The sequence below is a fragment of the Halomonas sp. IOP_14 genome (genome assembly GCF_021021315.1).
Classification (GTDB): Bacteria; Pseudomonadota; Gammaproteobacteria; order Pseudomonadales; family Halomonadaceae; genus Vreelandella; species Vreelandella titanicae.
Map to the genome: position 1 here is coordinate 13,044 of NZ_JAINWD010000051.1, position 20,380 is coordinate 33,423.

15 protein-coding genes are annotated in these 20,380 nt (G+C 54.3%); 9 read left to right on the forward strand and 6 right to left on the reverse strand.

The genetic code is table 11. The features are described 5' to 3' along the window. The first annotated feature begins 261 nt into the window (after positions 1-261). The gene (trxB, locus tag K7H09_RS21970; RefSeq protein WP_022522012.1) at positions 262-1,212 is read left to right on the forward strand and encodes a thioredoxin-disulfide reductase; all 951 of its coding nucleotides are present in this window, start codon (positions 262-264) and stop codon (positions 1,210-1,212) included. Positions 1,213-1,255: 43 nt separating this feature from the next. On the opposite strand, the gene K7H09_RS21975 is transcribed toward trxB, so the two are convergent. Further along, on the reverse strand, positions 1,256-1,792 hold the full coding sequence (locus K7H09_RS21975) for a GspH/FimT family pseudopilin (protein ID WP_141440680.1): 537 nt from the start codon (positions 1,790-1,792) through the stop codon (positions 1,256-1,258). A gap of 134 nt (positions 1,793-1,926) precedes the next feature. Here K7H09_RS21975 and thiO point away from each other — a divergent pair, with 134 nt between their 5' ends. Then, positions 1,927-3,042 carry a glycine oxidase ThiO gene (gene thiO, locus K7H09_RS21980; protein ID WP_141440681.1) on the forward strand — a complete coding sequence of 372 codons (1,116 nt, stop codon included), beginning with the start codon at positions 1,927-1,929 and terminating at the stop codon, positions 3,040-3,042. On the opposite strand, the gene K7H09_RS21985 is transcribed toward thiO, so the two are convergent. Next, positions 3,039-3,311, reverse strand: a complete 273-nt coding sequence (locus K7H09_RS21985; protein WP_022522015.1) for a PP0621 family protein — start codon at positions 3,309-3,311, stop codon at positions 3,039-3,041. The two genes, thiO and K7H09_RS21985, sit on opposite strands and share 4 nt — an antisense overlap. 143 nt (positions 3,312-3,454) lie before the next feature. On the opposite strand from K7H09_RS21985, the gene K7H09_RS21990 reads away from it, so the two are divergent. Then, positions 3,455-5,089: an NAD+ synthase gene (locus tag K7H09_RS21990; RefSeq protein ID WP_230806022.1), complete on the forward strand. Its 1,635-nt coding sequence runs from the start codon at positions 3,455-3,457 to the stop codon at positions 5,087-5,089. A 27-nt stretch (positions 5,090-5,116) separates the two neighbouring features. On the opposite strand, the gene K7H09_RS21995 is transcribed toward K7H09_RS21990, so the two are convergent. From K7H09_RS21995 to K7H09_RS22005, 3 genes are all read right to left on the reverse strand, one after another. Further along, positions 5,117-7,273, reverse strand: a complete 2,157-nt coding sequence (locus tag K7H09_RS21995) for a putative bifunctional diguanylate cyclase/phosphodiesterase (protein WP_230806024.1) — start codon at positions 7,271-7,273, stop codon at positions 5,117-5,119. Between the two features lie 89 nt (positions 7,274-7,362). Continuing rightward, on the reverse strand, positions 7,363-9,072 hold the full coding sequence (locus K7H09_RS22000; protein ID WP_022522018.1) for a methyl-accepting chemotaxis protein: 1,710 nt from the start codon (positions 9,070-9,072) through the stop codon (positions 7,363-7,365). Positions 9,073-9,309: 237 nt separating this feature from the next. Then, complete coding sequence (locus K7H09_RS22005; protein ID WP_022522020.1) at positions 9,310-10,125, reverse strand: outer membrane protein assembly factor BamD; 816 nt, start codon at positions 10,123-10,125, stop codon at positions 9,310-9,312. Positions 10,126-10,324: 199 nt separating this feature from the next. Here K7H09_RS22005 and rluD point away from each other — a divergent pair, with 199 nt between their 5' ends. The 3 genes from rluD (at position 10,325) to clpB (ending at position 14,785) form a co-directional block, all read left to right on the forward strand. Beyond that, the gene (gene rluD, locus K7H09_RS22010) at positions 10,325-11,284 is read left to right on the forward strand and encodes a 23S rRNA pseudouridine(1911/1915/1917) synthase RluD (protein WP_009287556.1); all 960 of its coding nucleotides are present in this window, start codon (positions 10,325-10,327) and stop codon (positions 11,282-11,284) included. Then, on the forward strand, positions 11,281-12,036 hold the full coding sequence (gene pgeF / locus K7H09_RS22015; protein WP_041159232.1) for a peptidoglycan editing factor PgeF: 756 nt from the start codon (positions 11,281-11,283) through the stop codon (positions 12,034-12,036). The genes rluD and pgeF overlap by 4 nt, the downstream gene beginning before the upstream one ends. A 166-nt stretch (positions 12,037-12,202) precedes the next feature. Further along, positions 12,203-14,785 carry an ATP-dependent chaperone ClpB gene (gene clpB, locus K7H09_RS22020; protein ID WP_041159231.1) on the forward strand — a complete coding sequence of 861 codons (2,583 nt, stop codon included), beginning with the start codon at positions 12,203-12,205 and terminating at the stop codon, positions 14,783-14,785. A gap of 91 nt (positions 14,786-14,876) precedes the next feature. Here clpB and K7H09_RS22025 read toward each other — a convergent pair whose 3' ends face one another. Further along, complete coding sequence (locus K7H09_RS22025) at positions 14,877-16,256, reverse strand: sugar porter family MFS transporter (protein ID WP_022522022.1); 1,380 nt, start codon at positions 16,254-16,256, stop codon at positions 14,877-14,879. Positions 16,257-16,975: 719 nt separating this feature from the next. Between K7H09_RS22025 and K7H09_RS22030 the strand changes: the two genes are divergently transcribed. The 3 genes from K7H09_RS22030 (at position 16,976) to pssA (ending at position 20,313) form a co-directional block, all read left to right on the forward strand. Next, complete coding sequence (locus K7H09_RS22030) at positions 16,976-18,700, forward strand: acetolactate synthase 3 large subunit (RefSeq protein WP_027956886.1); 1,725 nt, start codon at positions 16,976-16,978, stop codon at positions 18,698-18,700. Next, the gene (gene ilvN / locus K7H09_RS22035) at positions 18,700-19,191 is read left to right on the forward strand and encodes an acetolactate synthase small subunit (RefSeq protein ID WP_009287561.1); all 492 of its coding nucleotides are present in this window, start codon (positions 18,700-18,702) and stop codon (positions 19,189-19,191) included. The genes K7H09_RS22030 and ilvN overlap by 1 nt, the downstream gene beginning before the upstream one ends. A gap of 216 nt (positions 19,192-19,407) precedes the next feature. Then, the gene (pssA, locus tag K7H09_RS22040; protein ID WP_035538112.1) at positions 19,408-20,313 is read left to right on the forward strand and encodes a CDP-diacylglycerol--serine O-phosphatidyltransferase; all 906 of its coding nucleotides are present in this window, start codon (positions 19,408-19,410) and stop codon (positions 20,311-20,313) included. The last annotated feature ends 67 nt before the right edge of the window (positions 20,314-20,380 follow it).

The window sequence follows — 20,380 nt, forward strand, 5'->3', positions numbered from 1 at the left end:
CTGGTTGCTGAGCGCAGCGCTCAGCATGACGGTCACGATCTTTCTTTAGTATAGATTTCCCCCCAGTATGGCGTTGATTTAGTAATAACACATGGGTCTTTGCACAGAGGCTTTCAAGGTTTCTTCGCCTAATAGCGTAGATGAAACCTTGCAATAGCTTGTACTTGGCACCATTTCAGGCAGACTCTGTGGCTAATTTTTTCAAAGCTATTAACACAGCTAGCGACAAAGCTATCAGTCAGATATTTACAAGGTGGTGTCATGGAAACTCGTCATGAGCGTTTGATTATTCTTGGATCCGGTCCCGCAGGCTATACGGCTGCCGTCTATGCTGCTCGGGCCAACCTGAAGCCGCTGCTAATTACCGGTATTCAGGCGGGTGGCCAACTGACCACCACAACCGATGTGGATAACTGGCCCGGCGACGCTCAAGGCGTGCAGGGGCCGGAATTGATGGAGCGTATGAAGCAGCATGCCGAACGTTTCAATACAGAGGTGCTGTTTGATCATATCAATGAGGTTAGCTTAAGCGAAAAACCGTTTACCTTAAAAGGCGATAGCGGCATTTATACCTGCGATGCGCTGATCGTGGCCACCGGCGCCAGTGCCCGTTACCTGGGTCTGCCCACTGAGCAGCAGTTTATGGGCCAAGGGGTGTCGGCCTGCGCTACCTGCGACGGTTTTTTCTACCGCAATCAGGAAGTCATTGTGGTTGGCGGCGGCAATACCGCCGTGGAAGAGGCGCTCTATCTCTCTAACATCGCTTCCAAAGTGACCCTGGTACACCGCCGTGACACACTGCGGGCGGAAAAAATCCTCCAAGATAAGCTTTTCGAGAAAGCTGAGGCGGGCAAAATCGTTCTTGAGTGGTTCCAGGAAGTCGAAGAAGTGCTCGGCGATAACTCCGGTGTTACAGGCGTTCGGGTTAAATCCACTAAAGATGGTTCAAGCAAAGAGATTCATGCGCCTGGACTGTTTATTGCCATTGGCCATAGCCCCAACACAGGGATCTTTGAAGGCCAGCTGGACATGAACGGCGGCTATATCAAAGTGCATTCAGGCCTTGAAGGGAATGCAACCGCGACTAGCGTACCGGGCGTATTTGCCTGCGGCGACGTGATGGATCACATTTATCGTCAAGCAATCACTTCAGCTGGCAGCGGCTGCATGGCAGCGCTGGATGCCGAGCGCTATTTAGACGGTATTGCTTAAAACCATTGTCACAACGCCGTGAATGAGTTGAAGCGCCTAATGATTAACAGTCGATAGGCGCTTCATCAATCCTTAGCCGCCCTAATTGGCTAAGTACCAGCTTTTTACCCTTAGAGCCCACGGCGCCGCTGGTTGAGCAAATAGCAAAACTGCCGTTATAACCGCTGGTATAGCCCAGCGGGCTGTAACGGATACGCGACCAGCCCCGGTTGTAGGTCACTTGTGTGCCTTGTTGCGCGGGCACAATGCGCAAAATGTCTTCTTCAGTGATGCTATCGGTTTTATTGCCCCACACAATCATAAGCTCTCCACCCCAGTCATTAGCGCAAGCCTCACGGTTCTGCGAGGCTGGGCAAAGCGTCAGCTGGCGGCGTTGGCTAATCGCTGTATTACGCGCGAACGAAAACGCACTCTGGAATCGATTGACCTCGCTAGTCTGTGCGGTACGCTCCCCCAATGCTTGAAAATTGGGTAGCCCCCAGGCGGCGATGATTCCAACCAACAGCAGGGTGATCAGTAGCTCGATCAGTGTAAACCCGCTTTCAGGTGTGGTGTGCGTCTTGACGTAAAAACTGCTCATCGCCTCTCCTCACTTGACCTTGTTATCGCCCGCGCTATGCTCACTCTCCTTTACCAGTAGCGAACATATCGTCGTTAATAGGTCATCCTAGGCGGCGCTACGCTTTTTTTATGTAAGCCAAAACGGACAATTTTGTGAGCGATTTCTTAATTATTGGCGGCGGCGTGATCGGTATGATGACAGCGCTGCAGTTAGCCGATGCCGGTCACCAGGTCACACTGGTTGATCGTGGTGAGTGCGGTAAAGAGGCATCCTGGGCGGGTGGTGGTATCGTTTCGCCGCTCTATCCCTGGCGCTACGACTCTGCGGTATCGCAACTTTCCCGCTGGTCGGAAGGCGTTTACCCCTCTTTGGTCCTTCGCTTATTGGAAGAGACCGGTATTGACCCCGAATATCGTCAAAAAGGGCTGCTCTACCTAAATGTGGACGATGCCGACCAAGCGCTGCAATGGGCACGCCAGCTGGGGAAACCGCTAGAGCGGGTAGGGGCAGACTTTGTTCACGCTAAAGAACCTGGTGTGGCAATGGCTGACGATAGCGCGCTATGGATGCCGACGCTGGGCAGTGTGCGCAATCCGCGTTTAGCCAAGGCGTTGAAGGCGCGGTTAGCGGCGATGCCCCAGGTAACGCTGAAAGAGCAGTGCGAGGTCAGTGGTTTTATTCAACAGGGTGGCAAAGTAGAGGGCATCGTTGAAGGCGTGGTGACGTCTCAGGGGCTGATAACGGCTGAACGCATTATTGTTTGCGGCGGTGCTTGGGCTGCGCAGCTCTTGTCGCAGTTGAATGTGCAGTTGCCGGTAAGACCCGTTAAAGGTCAGATGATCGCTTACCAAGCACCCAAAGGGTTGGTGCAGCGCGTGGTGTTAAAAGATGGGCGCTATATTATTCCGCGTGCAGATGGCTTGCTATTGGTCGGTTCTACATTGGAAGAGGCGGGTTTTGACAAGCGCACCGATGAGGCGGCATTGGCGTCGCTAAAACAGAGTGCTGAAGCGATCCTGCCCGCTTTGGCAACGTGCCCGGTAGCACACCAGTGGGCCGGCCTGCGGCCTGGATCCCCAACGGGCATTCCCTTTATCGGCGCGCTGCCTGAATGGAGTAACGTCTTCGTCAATGCCGGGCACTATCGCAACGGCTTGGTGCTGGCGCCTGCCTCGACCCATTTACTGGTGGATCAACTGCTGGGGCGCGAGCCACTAATTGACCCCGCGCCTTACCAACTTACGCCAGAGCGGCTAATACAGGCTTAAGGTGTGCCGTCTTTATCCTGCTGCTCCTGCAGGTAGCGGTCGCGATGGGCGCTGGAGCAGAACCATTGCTCCTGGTCACGCAGTGCTTCGTCTTCAGGAACGTGGACCTCACACCAGCGGCAGCGCACCATTTTGCCACCCTCGTGGCGGTTGACTTTTTTATGCTGCGCTTCATGCTCAAGCTTACGTTGCCGGTATATGCCGTATAGCTTTAAACCGGCATAGAATATAACGGCGAAGATAATCAGCCGAATGATCAAGAGGTTCATCCTTTTGTGTCTCCCAAAGTGGGAATCTAGGCACAAGGCGTTAGGATAGACCCGCAGCCTTTGCCAGTTGGCGGCCCTTGCGGGACAATACGACTATGTTGGTGTAACCCTATTTTAAAGATTCTCAAGAGATTTTGACGCCCATGCAAGACTTAACGCTGGTAATGGCCCAACTCGATCCTCTGGTCGGGGATATTCCCGGCAATGCCGCACGCGCGATTGAAGCAGTGCGCGAAGCGCGGATTGAGCATGGGGCGGATATTGTTGTCTTTCCAGAGCTTTTTTTGTCAGGCTACCCACCGGAAGACCTGCTGCTGCGCCCCTCAATGGAAACCCGCCTGCGTGAAGCTCGCGCGCTAATGGCATCGAAGGTCGCCAGTGATGTGTTGGTGATCATTGGCTATCCCGGCGTGCGGGAAGGTCGCTGTTACAACTTGGCGGGCCTACTTTACAACGGCCAGTGGGAAGCTGAGTACGCCAAGCAGGCGCTGCCTAACTACCAAGTGTTCGATGAGCAGCGCTATTTCACGCCCGGCACTGAAACGCTGGTGTATGAGCATAAAGGCGCCAAACTGGGCATCGTGATCTGCGAAGACCTATGGGATGGCGTGCCGGTTAAGGCCGCCGCGCAAGCGGGCGCTGAGGTGCTGGTTTCCTTGCACGCCTCTCCTTATCACCAGGACAAGCCCGCGGAACGGTTGCGCCTGTTGGAGAAACACGCCCAGGATACGCAGCTTCCAATTGTGTATGTGAACACCATCGGTGGCCAAGATGAACTGGTCTTTGATGGCGGCTCTTGCTGTGTTAACGCCAGCGGTGAGCTGCAGGTGCTGGCACCGTATTGGCAGGCGGGCCTGATGCCAGTTCAGTTTTTGCAAACCAGCGCGACGGTCTGGGAACCCCAAGCCGGAGAGGTTGACCCCGAGGTAGAACCGGAAGAGAGCCTTTACTGTGCGTTAGTTACCGGGGTGCGCGATTACGTCAACAAGAGCGGTTTTGAGGGCGTGGTGTTGGGGCTTTCCGGCGGTATCGACTCAGCGCTTTCGCTGGCGATTGCGGTTGACGCACTGGGCCCTCAACGGGTGCAGGCGGTGATGATGCCGTACCACTACACCGCGGATATCTCCAAGCAGGATGCTGCAGAACAGGCCAAAATGCTCGGCGTCCACTATGAGATCATGCCGATCGAGCCCATGGTAGAAGCCTTTATGGGCACGCTGGCAGAGAGCTTCGCGGGAACTGAGCGAGATACCACCGAAGAGAACCTACAGTCCCGCTGTCGCGGCGTACTGCTGATGGCGATCTCCAATAAAAAAGGCTTGATGGTACTGACGACTGGTAACAAGAGCGAAATGGCGGTGGGCTACGCCACGCTGTATGGCGATATGGCGGGCGGTTTTAATGCCATCAAAGACGTGTATAAAACCTGGGTGTATCGCTTGGCTCGCTGGCGCAATACGCAATCACCTGCGATCCCCGAGCGGGTCATTGAGCGCCCACCCAGTGCGGAGCTGGCGCCGGACCAGCAGGATAGCGACTCTTTACCCGATTACGACGTGCTCGACGCTATCTTATTAAGCTATATCGAAGGCGACATGAGCGCTGAAGCGATCATCGCTGGTGGCTTTGACGCTGAAGACGTCTATAAAGTGGTGAAGCTGGTTGACCGCTGCGAGTATAAGCGCCGCCAGGCGCCCATTGGTGTCCGGGTGACGCCTCGGGGCTTTGGTCGCGACCGCCGCTATCCGATCGTCAATGGTTGGCAGCCCGGTGAGTAAGCCTTTATGACGGGGACTACCTCCGTATTAGGCGAGCATTGGTGGTGCAGCCAAACTGCGCTGTATCATCTCTGCAGCGGATACCGGCTTGCAAAAATAATATCCTTGGAAGGCATGACACTGGTGTTCGTTTAGGTGGCGCCAGTGCTCTTGGTTTTCGACACCTTCGGCGATAACCTGCAACCCGAGCGAACGCCCCATGGCAATAATGGTTTGTACGATGGCCTTATCGTCCGTGTCTTTATGCAGGTTGCGCACAAATGATTGATCGATTTTGATTTGATCTAAAGGGAGCCGTTTGAGGTACTGCAGCGACGAGTAGCCAGTGCCGAAATCGTCCAAGGAAAAGCTAACTCCCAGCGCTTTGAGCTGGTGCATGCGGGCAATGATGTCATCTATTTCGCCAATCATAGTACTTTCTGTCAGCTCCAGCTTTAGCCGGTGGGCCGGAGCACCGCTTTTGGTTAGCACGCCGCAAACGGTGTCCACGAAGTCGGGCTGTTGAAACTGTTTGGCGCTGACGTTGACTGCTAATGTTAGATGCTGCGTGTTTTCGTCATTTGCCCAGATGACTAACTGTTCACAGGCTGTTTCGAGTACCCAGTTGCCAATCGGCATGATTAGACCCGTTTCCTCAGCTAGGGGGATAAAAGTACCCGGCGAGACAAACCCATGACGCGGGTGTTGCCAGCGGATCAATGCTTCTGCGCCAATCGCCCGCCCAAGGCTGTCTACCTGCATTTGATAGACGAGTATAAATTCATCTCGCTCAATAGCCAGCCGCATATCATGCTCTAACTCAATGCGGGCTTCTAAATCGGCTTGTACCTTTGGGTCGTAAAAACGAATGTTATTGGGGCCTGATTTTTGGGCTAAGTGAACGGCAGCGTTGGTATATTGAAACAAGTTGTCGACCGTGTGCTGTGGCCCGTTAAACAATGCAATACCCATGCTCAAACTAAGAAAATGTTCTTGCCCTTCTAGCTGGAAAGGCTGATTGAGTTTGTGCTGTATCTGTTCGGCCAATACCTCGGCTTTTTCGGCCGCTTTTAGGTGTTCTCCAGCCAGGCCGTCTAATATGACCATGAACTCATCGCCGCCAAGGCGGCCAATGGTGGCGCCTTCGACTTGTAGGTCGGTAAGGCGCTGGGCAATAAGCTTGAGGAGGTTATCGCCCACGCGATGGCCGCTGCTATCGTTGATGCGCTTGAAGTTATCCATCCCCAGATACACTAGCGCGCCAAATGTGCTGGCCTGTTGGTTGGTATCCAACGAATGCTGTAGATGCTCTTTCATCAAGCGCCAGTTAGGTAGTTTAGTTAGCGTATCGTAATAGGCGAGCCGGTGAATCTTTTGCTCGGCTTCACGGCGCTGCTGCTCGGAATCCTTGAGCGCGATCAATGCGGTGGCAATCCGCTTCAAGGGGCCGCTATGCTGCTGTCTCATCTGCTCAATAGCGTGGAAGTCCGGCAACGGCTGTCGGCGCTTAGAAAGCGATAAAATAGCGTCTCCCACTACCATCAACCGTTTATTGATGCGCCAGGAAGCAAAAAATGCTGCGCTGATAAGCACACCCATCATGGCAATGCCCAGCCAGATGGTGGTGCTATGAGAGCGTGTAAGTGCATCAAATGAAAGGTCATGACGCTCCTTGGCACGCAGGGTTAAGGCTTCGAATATTTGCTGGGAGAATAGCGTAAAGGTGTTGAAGTGGTTTTGCGCTTCTTTGAGGAAGAGGGCGGGGTCGCCCAGTTCTCGTGCTGCTGACTCATTGGCCATACTGACAAAACGCTGATATTGCCGGAACGCACTTTGAAGGGCGGCGGTACTGTCCTGGCTTAAGTCGATAAGCAGGGGGGAGGTCGCCAGGGTGTCCACGCTTTGGCCGATCTGGTTAAGCTCTTGCGCAATCTGACTGTAGGCCGTATAGCGTTGCGAAGTACTTAGCTTTGTTACTTCAGTGTCGATCAATAAAGCAGTGATACGTTGGTGTAAGTCGCTAAGCTGGCGATCAAAGGTCGCCATTTGAACCAAAGTGTCTAAATCATTGGTCTGTAAAAGGTTGCTTTGCTGCGACTGTTCTTCCAGCACCTTCATGGCGATTGTCAGCATCAGCAGGGCAGGTAGTACCACCATTAAAATAGGTAACAAAAAAACCATTAAAAGGCTTTGGGTGGATTTCATTACAACCTCGGGCAAGGCAATAAAGAACGGCTCCTAACCCTTAGGAGCCATTTCTCTCTACACTATAAACGGCCAAAATCGTTATTAGTTTAGAAGTTTTCCCACTTAGGTTCGCTTGGCTGAGGTTTCGCAGCCGCGAGTGTAGGTTTGTTAGTGCCTGGAATGCGTGCAGGTGCAGGTGCCAATGCAGTGTGCTGCGGCTGTGCATTTTGAAGGGTCTTCGGCAGCTTGAAGACTTCCATGGCATGCAGTAGAGAGTGGGCATTCTGACGTAGGTTATTGGCGGAGGTGGCGCTCTCTTGTACGAGTGCGGCGTTCTGCTGAGTGACTTGATCCATCTCGGTCACCGCCCGGCCCACTTCTTGTACACCGGTACTCTGCTCAGCACTGGCGTAACTAATCTCCTTCATGATACTGGTTACCCGCTCGATAGCCGCGACAATCTCTTCAGTCGATTTACTGGCTTCTTCAGCGCGCTCATTGCCGTGGTTTACCCGCTCAAGGTTGCTGGAAATCAGAGCGTTAATTTCGCGTGCCGCATCGGCACTGCGCTGGGCGAGCCTGCGTACCTCTTCCGCGACTACTGCGAACCCCCGGCCGTGCTCGCCTGCACGGGCGGCTTCGACCGAGGCGTTAAGCGCCAGAATGTTGGTTTGGAAAGCAATTGCATCGATAGTGGAGATGATACCGGCAATTTCCTGTGAGCTTTTGTTGAGATCATTCATGGTAGCAACGACCTGACTAACCGCTTCACCACCTTGCTTGGCTGTACTGGACGCGCTGGTAGCCTGTTGGCTGGCCTGCTCGGAATTATCAGCATTCAGTTTTACCGTGCTGTTGAGTTGCTCCATTGCCGAGGCCGTTTCCGCTAGTGCACTTGCCTGCTGCTCGGTGCGTGAAGAGAGGTCGTTATTGCCTTCAGCAATTTGCTCGCTGTTGCTGGCCACCGCCTCCGCTGAGGCGCGCACCTGGGTCACAATGGTTTGTAGCTGATGCGCCATCGCGACCTGTGACGCCATGATGCTGCGGGTGTCGCCCTTCTTAAGCTGCCCATGACTGGTTAGCTCGCCGCGGCCAATCGCTTCCGCAAACGCTTTGACTTCGTGGGGCTCTGCGCCCAGTTCACGCAGTAGCTGGCGGGATAAAAACACTGCAATCAAGCCGCCAACCAGTAAAGCGAACAGTGTTAGCCCCAGCATCTGCATCTGGAAGCCGGAGGCGGTATCGCGGGCTGTTACCGTGGTGGTGTCGTTCAGTGCTTGCTGAAGCTCGATAAACTGATTAATGCGATTAAGCCACTCGGCGTAAGCAGGCCCCGCTTCTTCGAGTAACAGTGTCTGTGCATCGGCAAATTGATCCTTTTGGCGAAACTCCATGACTTGCTGGGTGAGTGACAGGGTTGTGGCGGCTTGGGCGTCAATGCTGTCTAGAATGTTTCGCTCTTCTTGACCGCTGGGGTACTCGCTAGACACTTGATGTTCGCCTTCGGATGCCGTCACGTAGTCACTGCTTAGGCGCTCCATTTCACTGCGTAAAGCATCTAACCGAGTATCGTCTTGGGTGAGTACCACATCGCGCAGGGCAATGGCTCTATCATGCACGCTGCCGCGCATATCTACTGCAAACCCAAGCTTGGTACCGTTAACATCATTAATGGTCGTTAAGTCGCGATCAATTTGATTGACTTGGTAAATACCTACGGCTGTTAGCAAAACCAACAGCCCGAGTAAGGCAGAAAAACCGAGCGTTAAACGCGTGCTTATTTTGGTGTTGCTGGAACCGGCGTTAAGAAGTGGCATTGATTGCTCCCTTAGGCGCCGTTAAGACGCTTTATCATGTAAGACGAGCTAATTATACCCTGTTGTACAATGTTTGTATAGAAAATAGTGTTATCTGTATAATATTACCATTCTGTTTGTATTTTCCCCTTTAAAGTTATTCGCTTACTGTTCTTTTTGAATAAAAAAAACCACGCCGAGGCGTGGTTTGGTAGGTAAGTGTTGTACAGCTTTTAGCGATTGAAAGCTCGCAATGGTTTAATCATTTTGACCTAAATGCTTGGGAACAAAGCGGCTGCCCTGCAATTGCTCATGATCAGGCGCGTTCTCGCGCAGTACTGCGAGGACTTCATTGGCGCGGTCATCCATGTCTAGGCCTTGATAGCCTTCCACCATGGTGGCTAGGGCATCCCGGGTAGCGTTCGACTCTGGGTAGTTTTCGATTACCCAGCGGCCGCGTTCAACCGCTGCTAGATAAGCGCCGCGGCGCAGGTAGTAATCGGCAACGTGCAGTTCATGGCGGGCCATCAACTCACGTAAGTAGACGATACGTTGCTGGGCATCAGCAGCGTATTCACTCTGCGGATAACGCTGAATCAGCTCGCGGAAGTCATTGTAGGCATCACGGGAAGCGCCCAAATCACGCTTGGAAATATCAATCAGTCGTAGGCGCTCCAGGCTGAAGCGGCCTGCTTGCCAGGCGGAAAGACCACGCAGGTAGTACGCGTAATCCACCTGGGGATGGTCAGGATGAAGGCGAATAAAGCGGCTAGCCGCTGCCCGGGCTTCTTCCCAATCGCTGTTTTCATAGTAGGCATAGATCAGCTCGAGCTGTGCTTGCTCAGCATGGACACCAAACGGGTAGCGGGTATCGAGTGCTTCTAAACGCTCTATCGCAATCGGGTAGCGGTTGCTGTCGAGGGCTGTGCGGGCCAGCTCATAGAGCTCACGCTCCTGAACCCCAGCAAATTCATCGTCCTCTTCTTCACTTGTATCGTTACTCGCACAGCCCGCTAGAAGGGCAAGGCTTAGGGCTAGAGCACCAAAGCGGTTGGCAGCTGAAATAACGCGCATCATCATCCTCGTTGCAAACAAGCCTCGATCACCAAAAAGCGACGATGGCCATAAGTAGAAATGGTAGAATAGGTCGCAGTCCGCCCACTATAAAACACCTCGGCTCAAAACGCAGGCTTAGCGACGTTTCGTCGGGTGTCGTCACAGCTTATTTTTCCATGTCGGGGCTGGGGGTTTTTGCGTCTAAAAGAGGTTTTTCATGTCTCGAACAGTTGAAGACACGCAGCGCGTGCCCGCTACGTTGGCCGGTGCGCGATTAGACCAAGCGGCGGCTGAGTTGTTCAGCGATTACTCCCGCGAACGCTTAAAAGCGTGGATTAACGCTGGTGAGTTGACGGTGGACGGCGCGCAAGCCAAGCCGAAAGCCAAGCTGCATGGCCATGAAGTGTTGGCGCTTCAGGCCACCATCGAAGACGATACGCGCTTTGAAGCCCAGGACATTGCGCTGGATATCGTTTACGAAGACGACACGGTGATGGTCATCAACAAAGCTGCCGGTATGGTGGTGCATCCTGCCGCAGGCAACCCGGATGGCACACTATTGAATGCACTACTGCATCACCAGCCGTCGCTTGCCGAAGTGCCCCGGGCTGGCATTGTTCACCGTTTGGATAAAGATACGACCGGTTTGATGATGGTAGCGAAAACGCTGCCCGCCCAAACGGCTCTGGTTGAACAGTTGCAGGCGCGCAGTGTGTCGCGTCAGTACGATGCTGTGGTGATTGGTAAGCCGGTGTCGGGTAGTACCATTGACGCACCCATTGGTCGTCACCCTAAAGACCGTAAACGCCAGGCCGTGACGGCTTCGGGTAAACCTGCCATTACCCATTTTCGCGTGGTTGAGCGCTTCCGTGCTCACACTCATGTGCGCTGTAAGTTGGAAACGGGACGTACCCACCAAATTCGCGTGCACATGGCCCATGCTCGCTATCCGTTAATTGGTGACCCCATGTATGGTGGTCGTGCCAAATTACCACCGGGGGCTGCTGAGCCGCTGAAAGAGATCCTGCGTGAGTTCCCTCGTCAGGCCCTTCACGCGCGTAAGTTGATTTTCAAACATCCGGTAAGCGGCGAAACATTAACGTTTCAGGCAGACCTCCCTGATGATTTGTTAATGTTGTTGGATTACCTGCGCGAAGATAATGAGACTATGCGATGAGCGATGCCATTAATTTACGGCCAACGCTTTTAGTGCCCGACTGGCCAGCGCCGACCAATGTGCGTGCCTTTGTGACGACCCGTGAATCGGGGCCTAGCCAGGGTGATTTCGCTGCCTTTAACCCCGCCTCCCATGTCGGCGATAATGCTGACCATGTGGCGTTGTGTCGTCGTTTGCTGCAAAAGGAAATTGGCGATGAGCGGCCTCTGTTGTGGCTGAACCAGACCCACGGCGCCCGTGTGCAGCAGTGTTATCAGCCCGAGGCTGCCGACGCGGATGCAGCCCTTGCGACCTCCAATGAGTACGCATGCGTCGTACTGACGGCAGACTGCCTGCCGGTGATGTTCTGCAATCGAGCGGGTACCCAGGTGGCGGTTGCTCATGCCGGTTGGCGCGGTTTGGCGGGCGGTGTGCTGGAAGCAACCATTGCCGCGATGAACACTGACCCAGACGATATTCTGGTGTGGTTAGGGCCTGCTATCTCCAACGCTCAATTTGAGGTTGGCCCTGAGGTTTACGGCGCCTTTGTTGCCGTTCACCCGGATACTGCGGACGCCTTTGACCATAGCCCTTACCGGTTGGGTCATTACATGGCCGACTTATACCGGCTGGCGCGCTTTCGGTTAGAGGCACTGGGCGTCAATCACATAAGCGGCGGCCACTTCTGTACCGCCTGCGAGTCGCGCTTCTACTCCTTCCGTCGTGATGGCGGCAAAACCGGGCGAATGGCAAGCGTGATCTGGATCAATTAATGTGAATTTAAGCTTCCATAAGTCAGCGGTTTACACCGCCACCTCTTGAAAAGCATGGAACTGACGCCATTTAACTTGTCAAGCTAATAGTGATTTAGCACGTCTAATGACACGTTATCGGGTCACGCGGTGCGTCCAAACGCACGGCTACCCCAGGAGGAATTCCATGCGTTTTGATAAATTTACCGCCAAGCTTCAAAGTGCGATTGCTGAAGCGCAGTCGCTGGCCGTTGGCCGCGGTCATAATCAGCTAGACCCAGCGCACTTGCTGCTGGCCCTGCTTGACACCAAAGACACCGGTATTAAAGCCCTGATTGAAAAAGCCGAGGGCAATCCTTCGCGTCTGCGCGATGGGTTGGTGCAGCAGTTGGATAACCTACCCAAGGTGGGGCAGTTCGACGGCGAAGTGCAGCCATCGCGGGACTTCATCAAGCTTTTTAACTTAACCGATCGCGAAGCGCAGAAGCGCGGTGATCAGTTTATCGCCAGTGAACTCGTTCTATTGGCAGCGCTGGAAATGAATTCAGCGATTACCAAGCTGCTTAAAGACGCGGGGATTAACCGCAAATCTCTTGAAGCCGCCATTAACAGCCTGCGTGGCGGTGCTACCGTCGACGATGCCAACGCCGAAGATCAGCGCGAAGCGCTCAATAAATACACCATGGATCTTACCCAGCGCGCGCTGGACGGCAAGCTCGACCCGGTGATCGGCCGCGACGACGAAATTCGCCGTACCATTCAAGTGCTGCAGCGGCGTACCAAGAACAACCCGGTGTTGATCGGTGAGCCGGGGGTGGGTAAAACCGCCATTGTCGAGGGGTTGGCCCAGCGCATCGTTAACGGCGAAGTGCCGGAAGGCTTAAAAGAGAAGCGCGTGCTCTCGCTGGATATGGGCTCGCTATTGGCGGGTGCCAAATTCCGTGGCGAGTTTGAAGAGCGCTTGAAAGCGGTACTTAAGGAGCTTTCCCAGGAAGAAGGCCGGGTGATCCTGTTTATTGACGAGCTGCACACCATGGTCGGCGCAGGCAAAGCCGAAGGTGCGATGGACGCGGGCAATATGCTCAAGCCCGCCTTGGCCCGCGGCGAGCTGCACTGCGTGGGTGCGACCACCCTTGATGAGTACCGCAAGTACATTGAGAAAGACGCCGCCTTGGAGCGCCGCTTCCAGAAAGTGCTGGTTGATGAGCCTTCCGAAGAGGACACCGTGGCGATCCTGCGTGGCTTGAAAGAGCGCTACGAAGTGCACCACGGCGTGGATATTACCGACTCAGCGATCATTGCCGCGGCCAAGCTCTCGACCCGTTATATCACTGATCGCCAGCTGCCTGATAAAGCCATCGATCTAATCGATGAGGCCGCCTCGCGGATTCGTATGGAGCTGGACTCCAAGCCAGAGGCGATGGATCGCCTTGATCGCCGCCTGATCCAGCTCAAAATGGAGCGTGAGGCGCTTAAGAAAGAGACTGACGAGGCCACTAAAAAACGCCTGGAGGCACTCAATACCCAGATTCACGACCTAGAGCGCGAATACGCGGATCTTGATGAAATCTGGAAAGCCGAGAAAGCCAGTATTCAAGGGGCTGCTCAGTTTAAAGCTGAGCTTGAACAGGCACGCATTGACCTTGAACAGGCCCGCCGCCAGGGCGACTTGGGTCGGATGTCGGAAATTCAGTACGGCAAGATTCCAGAGCTGGAGAAGAAAATTGCCGAAAGCGGGGAAGGTGAAGCGGATACCTCAAGCCATCAGCTGCTGCGCTCTAATGTCACCGAAGAGGAGATCGCCGAGGTGGTTTCCCGTTGGACGGGCATTCCGGTCTCCAAAATGCTGGAAGGCGAGCGCGATAAGCTCCTGCGTATGGAAGAGGCGTTGCACCAGCGGGTGATTGGCCAGGATGAGGCCGTCGAGGCAGTGGCCAATGCGGTACGCCGCTCCAGGGCCGGGCTTTCTGACCCTAACCGCCCCAACGGTTCGTTTCTGTTCCTCGGCCCCACCGGGGTGGGTAAAACCGAACTGTGTAAGTCGCTGGCGAACTTTCTGTTCGATACCGAAGAGGCGATGGTGCGTATCGATATGTCGGAGTTTATGGAGAAGCACTCCGTGGCCCGCTTGATCGGTGCGCCTCCTGGCTACGTCGGCTACGAAGAGGGTGGTTACCTAACCGAAGCCGTGCGCCGCAAGCCTTATTCGGTGCTGCTGCTGGATGAGGTGGAGAAAGCCCACCCGGATGTCTTCAATATCCTACTGCAGGTATTGGAAGACGGCCGCTTAACCGATGGCCAGGGCCGCACGGTGGATTTCCGCAACACAGTGATCGTGATGACCTCCAACATGGGCTCGGACATTATCCAGCGGATGGGGGGGGATGATAGCGATTATGAGGTAATGAAAAATATGGTCATGGAGGTGGTGGGCAACCACTTCCGGCCTGAACTCATCAACCGCATCGATGAAGTGGTGGTGTTCCACGCCCTGGGCCAAGAGCAGATTCAGGCCATTGCCGGTATTCAGCTTGAGCGTTTGAAAGTGCGCCTTGCCGAACACGACCTGAAACTTGAGGTCAGCCCAGAGGCCATGGCGCAACTGGCGGTGGTGGGCTTCGACCCCGTGTACGGGGCGCGGCCACTCAAGCGGGCGATTCAGAGCCGTATCGAGAACCCGCTGGCGCAAGACCTGCTGGGTGGCAAATTTGCCCCTGGTGATACCATCCATATCAACGCAGAAGAGGGTAAGTTGGTGTTTAGCTCATAATTGAGCCGTCACTTCGGGTAATTGAGTAGGTAAAAAGCCTCGCGAGCTTTGCTAGCGAGGCTTTTTTTTGGCTTCTCTTAGGGGGAGGTTATCAGACGTTAACTCGGGCGCCTGATAGATGAACCCTGCGTAGTTTGACGTCGTTACCTACCAAGTGTTTTTGCAGCTCTTCAAGAGAAACATTACGTGTTTCCGGCATCAGGATCAGCACGAATACTAATTGCAGCAACATCATGATGGCGAAGAAGGCGAACACCGGGCCACCACTAAAAGTGCCCAGTACCCAAGGCATGACCAGGGTAATCAAAGCTGCGAAGACCCAGTGGATTGAGCTGCCAAAGGATTGACCGCGAGCACGCACATGGTTGGGGAACACCTCTGCAATGAAGACCCAGATCACCGCCCCCTGACTGATAGCATGGGCAGCAATAAACAGGGCCAGTAGCAGCGGCACCTCGATACCGCCCAGGGAATCGGTAAAGAAGGCACGTGAGATCAGAACTAATGACAACAGGTACCCTGCGGAACCGATGAACAGGAGTGTGCGCCGTCCGAACCGGTCGATCAGCGACATCCCGATCATGGTGAAGACCAGATTGACTAAACCAATGCCCGCGGTGGACAGCAGTGCCGCTTGGCTGCCGAGCTGAGCGGCCTCAAGCACGCGTGGCGCGTAGTAGATGATGAAGTTGATGCCCGATAACTGATTGAAGAAGGCGATCAGAAAGGCAAGTAGGATCGGCAGCCGATAGCGGCGAGAGAAGAAGCGTGCATTAGCGGAGCGCTCCTCGTTCTCGGCGGCTCGCATGGTGGCAATTTCCGCATCAACATCCACGTCTGGGTCGATCATCCGCAGCACGCGACTTGCTTCTTTGACGTCATTGCGCTTGAGGATGAGCCAGCGTGGGCTACGCGGAACACGGGTAATCATCAGAGTATAAATCAGAGCCGGAATGGCCTCGATGCCGAGCATCCAGCGCCAGGCGATATCCCCCTCTATCATACTGCCGATGACATAGTTGGAAACGAACGCCATGAGGATACCGAAGACGATATTGAACTGGTACATGGCCACCAGCACACCCCGATGTCGAGGTGGGGCAATCTCGGAAATATAAATCGGGGCGGCGACTGAAGAGACGCCCACACCAATGCCACCGATGAGGCGGAAGAGGGCGAAGACCCAGGGGTCGGTGGCCACAGCGGATCCTATCGCCGATACCAAGTACAGAACACCAATCAACAGCAGAGTCATGCGTCGACCAAGGTGGTCGGTAGGCCAGTTACCGAAGATGGCGCCAAGTACAGTGCCCCATAAAGCCATCGACATGATCAACAGACCATGCTGCAGATCACTGAGGCCCCAGAGTGCTTGAATGGGCTTGTCGGCCCCAGAAATTACTGCCGTATCAAAGCCGAACAGGAAGCCGGCTAGTGCCACGGTAACGGACCATTGCACAATGCGTGACATGAGCTTTTCCTCGCGCTACTTGTTGCTGTAGTAGGTCAGTTGGCTGACCCTTCGTTGTTTGATGAATCGATTCACCTAATAAGTGCTAACCGTCTCCAAATAGGCTGAATTTAGAAAGCCTATGAGAAGCAAGGAAATGCTGGCGATGTTTCCTCGGAGTTGCACTTCCAGGTAATGCTGTGAGTATCAGAAATAAACTTTAGATGAATCGTGTCACCTAAAATATTACACAGCCGCACAGACGATATGCGAATTTCTCGGCTTAGACATTGGTCTCGTGCGTCGAGAATCGTATTTGGATTACCGCAACTCTGAGCCGAAAAGGGGCTCATGGGCGCATTCAGCGAGTAATGGCGGTTGACAGGGTGGGGCTGCTAATGGAATCTTGTCAGTTCCTGATTTGCGGGCGCGGATCCAACGGGCAACCCCTAATTCCCGCGCGAAGGGTAGGCGAGAGCCTCTACCCGCCGAAGGACTTCCGGGCTTGGGCTAACCGCCCAACCTGGCCAACGCCCCGACACGGCGAACTGCCGTGTAAGGGAGCGGGTGATTTATGTCGACATAAGGCACCCTCTCCCGACAAGAGTGCAGGCCCTAACCGGGCCATCTGCCAGGGTTTGGCATCAGGTGCCGGCAAGGGCCGGCAGCGGCATACCGCCGCACTCGACACCGCAGGATGTCCTGCGGATCGCACTCGAGACCTCCAGGGGAGAAATACAGTGGAACTGCTTTCCGGCGCAGATATGATCGCCCGCTTCTTGCAAGATGAGGGCATCGAATACATTTATGGTTACCCCGGCGGTGCAGCGCTGCATATTTACGATGCACTCTTCCGCCAGGACAAAGTGAAGCACATTCTGGTGCGTCACGAACAAGCGGCTACCCACGCCGCCGATGGCTATGCTCGTGCATCAGGCAAGCCCGGCTGCGTACTGGTTACCTCAGGCCCCGGTGCCACCAACGCCGTCACCGGCATCGCCACTGCTTACATGGACTCCATTCCCATGGTAGTGCTGTGTGGTCAGGTGGCAAGTCATCTGATCGGTGAAGACGCCTTCCAGGAAACCGATATCGTCGGCGTGACGCGGCCCATCGTGAAGCACAGCTTCTCGATTCGTCACCCGTCTGAAATCCCGGAAGTGCTCAAAAAGGCGTTTTATTTAGCCGCTACAGGGCGTCCGGGCCCGGTGGTGGTCGATATCCCAAAAGATATGACGGCTCCCACTGAGCGTTATGAGTACATCTATCCGAAAAAGGTCAAGATGCGCTCGTACAACCCCGTCACGCGTGGCCACACAGGGCAGATCAAAAAAGCCGTTGAGATGATACTCAAAGCCAAGCGCCCGGTGTTCTATACCGGTGGCGGCGTGGTCACTGGCAAAGCCAGCGAAGGCTTGACTGATCTGGTCAAGCAGCTGGGCTACCCGATTACCACCACGCTGATGGGCATTGGCGCGTATCCGCAAAGTGACCGGCAGTGTTTGGGTTGGCTGGGCATGCATGGCTCTTATGAGTCGAACATGGCCATGCACCACGCCGATCTGATCATTGCCATTGGGGCGCGCTTTGACGACCGCGTGACCAACAGCACTTCGAAGTTCTGCCCGACAGCTAAAATCATCCACGTTGATGTTGACCCAAGTTCGATCTCTAAAACGGTGCGTGCCGATGTGCCGATCGTGGGCCCGGCCTCCAGCGTTATCAATGAGATGATCAGTTTGGTGCAGGGGCATAAAATTGCCCATCCTGAAGCACTGACTGAGTGGTGGGAAAAGATTGATGGCTGGCGTGCCGACCGTGAAGGCAAGCTTTATGAGCCTTCCAAGGTGGGTGAAGCGCTTAAGCCACAGGAAGTTATTGAAGCGCTTTGTCGGGTAACCCGAGGCGAAGCCTACGTGACTACCGATGTTGGTCAGCACCAGATGTTCGCAGCGCAGTACTACAAGTTTGATAAACCCAACCGACTGATCACCTCAGGTGGTTTGGGCACCATGGGCTTTGGTTTCCCCGCCGCCATGGGTATCAAGCAGAACTACCCGGATGATGACGTAGTGTGCGTCACCGGTGAAGGAAGCTTCCAGATGATGATGCAGGAGCTCTCCACCTGTAAGCAGTACGGGGTGGGCGTTAAGATCGTCAACCTTAACAATGCGTCGTTGGGTATGGTACGTCAGTGGCAGGACTTGAACTATAAGTCACGCCACGCGCACTCCTATATGGAGTCGCTGCCGGACTTCCATATGCTGATTGAGGCGTATGGGTTTACCGCCATTACCGTCAATACGCTTGATGAATTGGAGCCTGCACTGGAGCGTGCGTTTGCTGATAAGCACGAGCTGGTCTTTCTTGACGTGAAGGTCGACCCTTTTGAGCACGTCTATCCGATGCAGGTGCCGTTAGGTGCCATGCGCGACATGCTGCTGTCTAAAACGGAGCGTACCTGATGCGTCATATCATCTCGATTCTGTTAGAAAACGAACCGGGTGCGCTGTCACGTGTAGTCGGGTTGTTCTCCCAGCGTAACTTCAACATCGAAACGCTTAACGTGGCGCCTACTGAAGACCCGTCGCTGTCGCGCTTAACGGTCACCACCATAGGCGATGACCGGGTCATCGAGCAGATCACCAAGCACCTCAATAAGCTGATCGATGTGGTTAAACTGGTGGATCTCACCGAAGGTAACCATATCGAGCGCGAGCTGATGTTGGTTAAAGTGAAAGCGCTAGGCGCGGCCCGCGATGAAGTGAAGCGCACGGTGGATATCTTCCGCGCGCAGATCGTCGACGTAACGCCAAGCCTGTATACCGTGCAGATCACCGGTGATGCGGGCAAGCTTGATGCTTTCCTTCAGGCCATGGCGCCGGTGGGTATTCTTGAGGTCGCCCGTACTGGGGTCTCGGGTATTGCCCGGGGCGATAAGGTGTTGTCGCTTTAAGCACGAAAGTACTTAGCCTTTACAGTCAGCACTTAAATGTAAACATAAGCGTCGCTTCTTTCCCGGAGCGGCGCTTTTTAGTTATTAACCTGTTAGCGCTCGCTGATGCAGACCGCGCAGGGTATCAATGCAGCAATTGGCTGGCTGAGTGGCACTCACCGTGTAGAATGAAAGCGACTACGGTTCCCGTGACTTCTCTTTTAATGGATGAAAACTATGACACAGGACGCTCGCGACCAAGAGCACTCAAACTCTGATCAGTCAAACCCAGGCCAGCCAGACTCGGCTCCGTCTGATAAAGCTGAGCAGCCAGACAGTGCTCATCAGTCAGAAGTGGGCGACAATGAAGATTTGGCGGCTGCCTTCTTGCGTGAAACCGAAGTAGTCGAAGAGGCCGTAGAGGACGGTAAAAAGATTCGCCGTCGAGGCATCTATTTGCTGCCCAACCTATTTACCACTTCGGCGCTTTTTGCCGGTTTTTTTGCAGTAGTGGCAGGCATTAATGGTGAGTTTACCTCGGCTGCCGTTGCGATCTTTATTGCCATGGTACTGGATGGCCTGGATGGCCGCGTCGCCCGTATGACCAATACGCAAAGTGAATTCGGCGCTGAGTACGACAGCTTGGCTGACATGGTCTCCTTTGGTATGGCGCCCGCTTTAGTTGCCTTTACCTGGATTCTTCAGGACATCGGTAAGACGGGGTGGGTAGTGGCCTTTCTCTATGTTGCCTGCGCGGCGCTTCGCCTTGCGCGCTTTAACGTACAAATTGGTAGTGTTGATAAAAAGTGGTTTATCGGTTTGCCGAGCCCTTCTGCAGCCGCGCTAGTGGCGGCCAGTGTATGGACGTTCCATAGCTTTGATGCTGATGCCTTTGGTTTCAAACTATTGATGTTAGTAGTAGTAGCTGCGGCGGGTGTGTTGATGGTGAGTAATATCCGTTACTACAGCTTCAAGGATCTCGATTTTAAAAAGCCGGTACCTTTTGTTGTGCTGCTAGCCATAGTGCTGGCGTTTGTGTTGATCTCGGTCGAGCCTTCAGTGATGCTGTTATTGCTGTTTGGTACCTACGTGGCTTCAGGCCCTGTATTAGCCGTTATGCGTAAGGCTAAAACGAGTAGATAGTACTTTTCTCCACTTTTTTGACAGTTATTTCAAAACAGCCCTTGCCAACCCGTCAGCGAATCCGTAA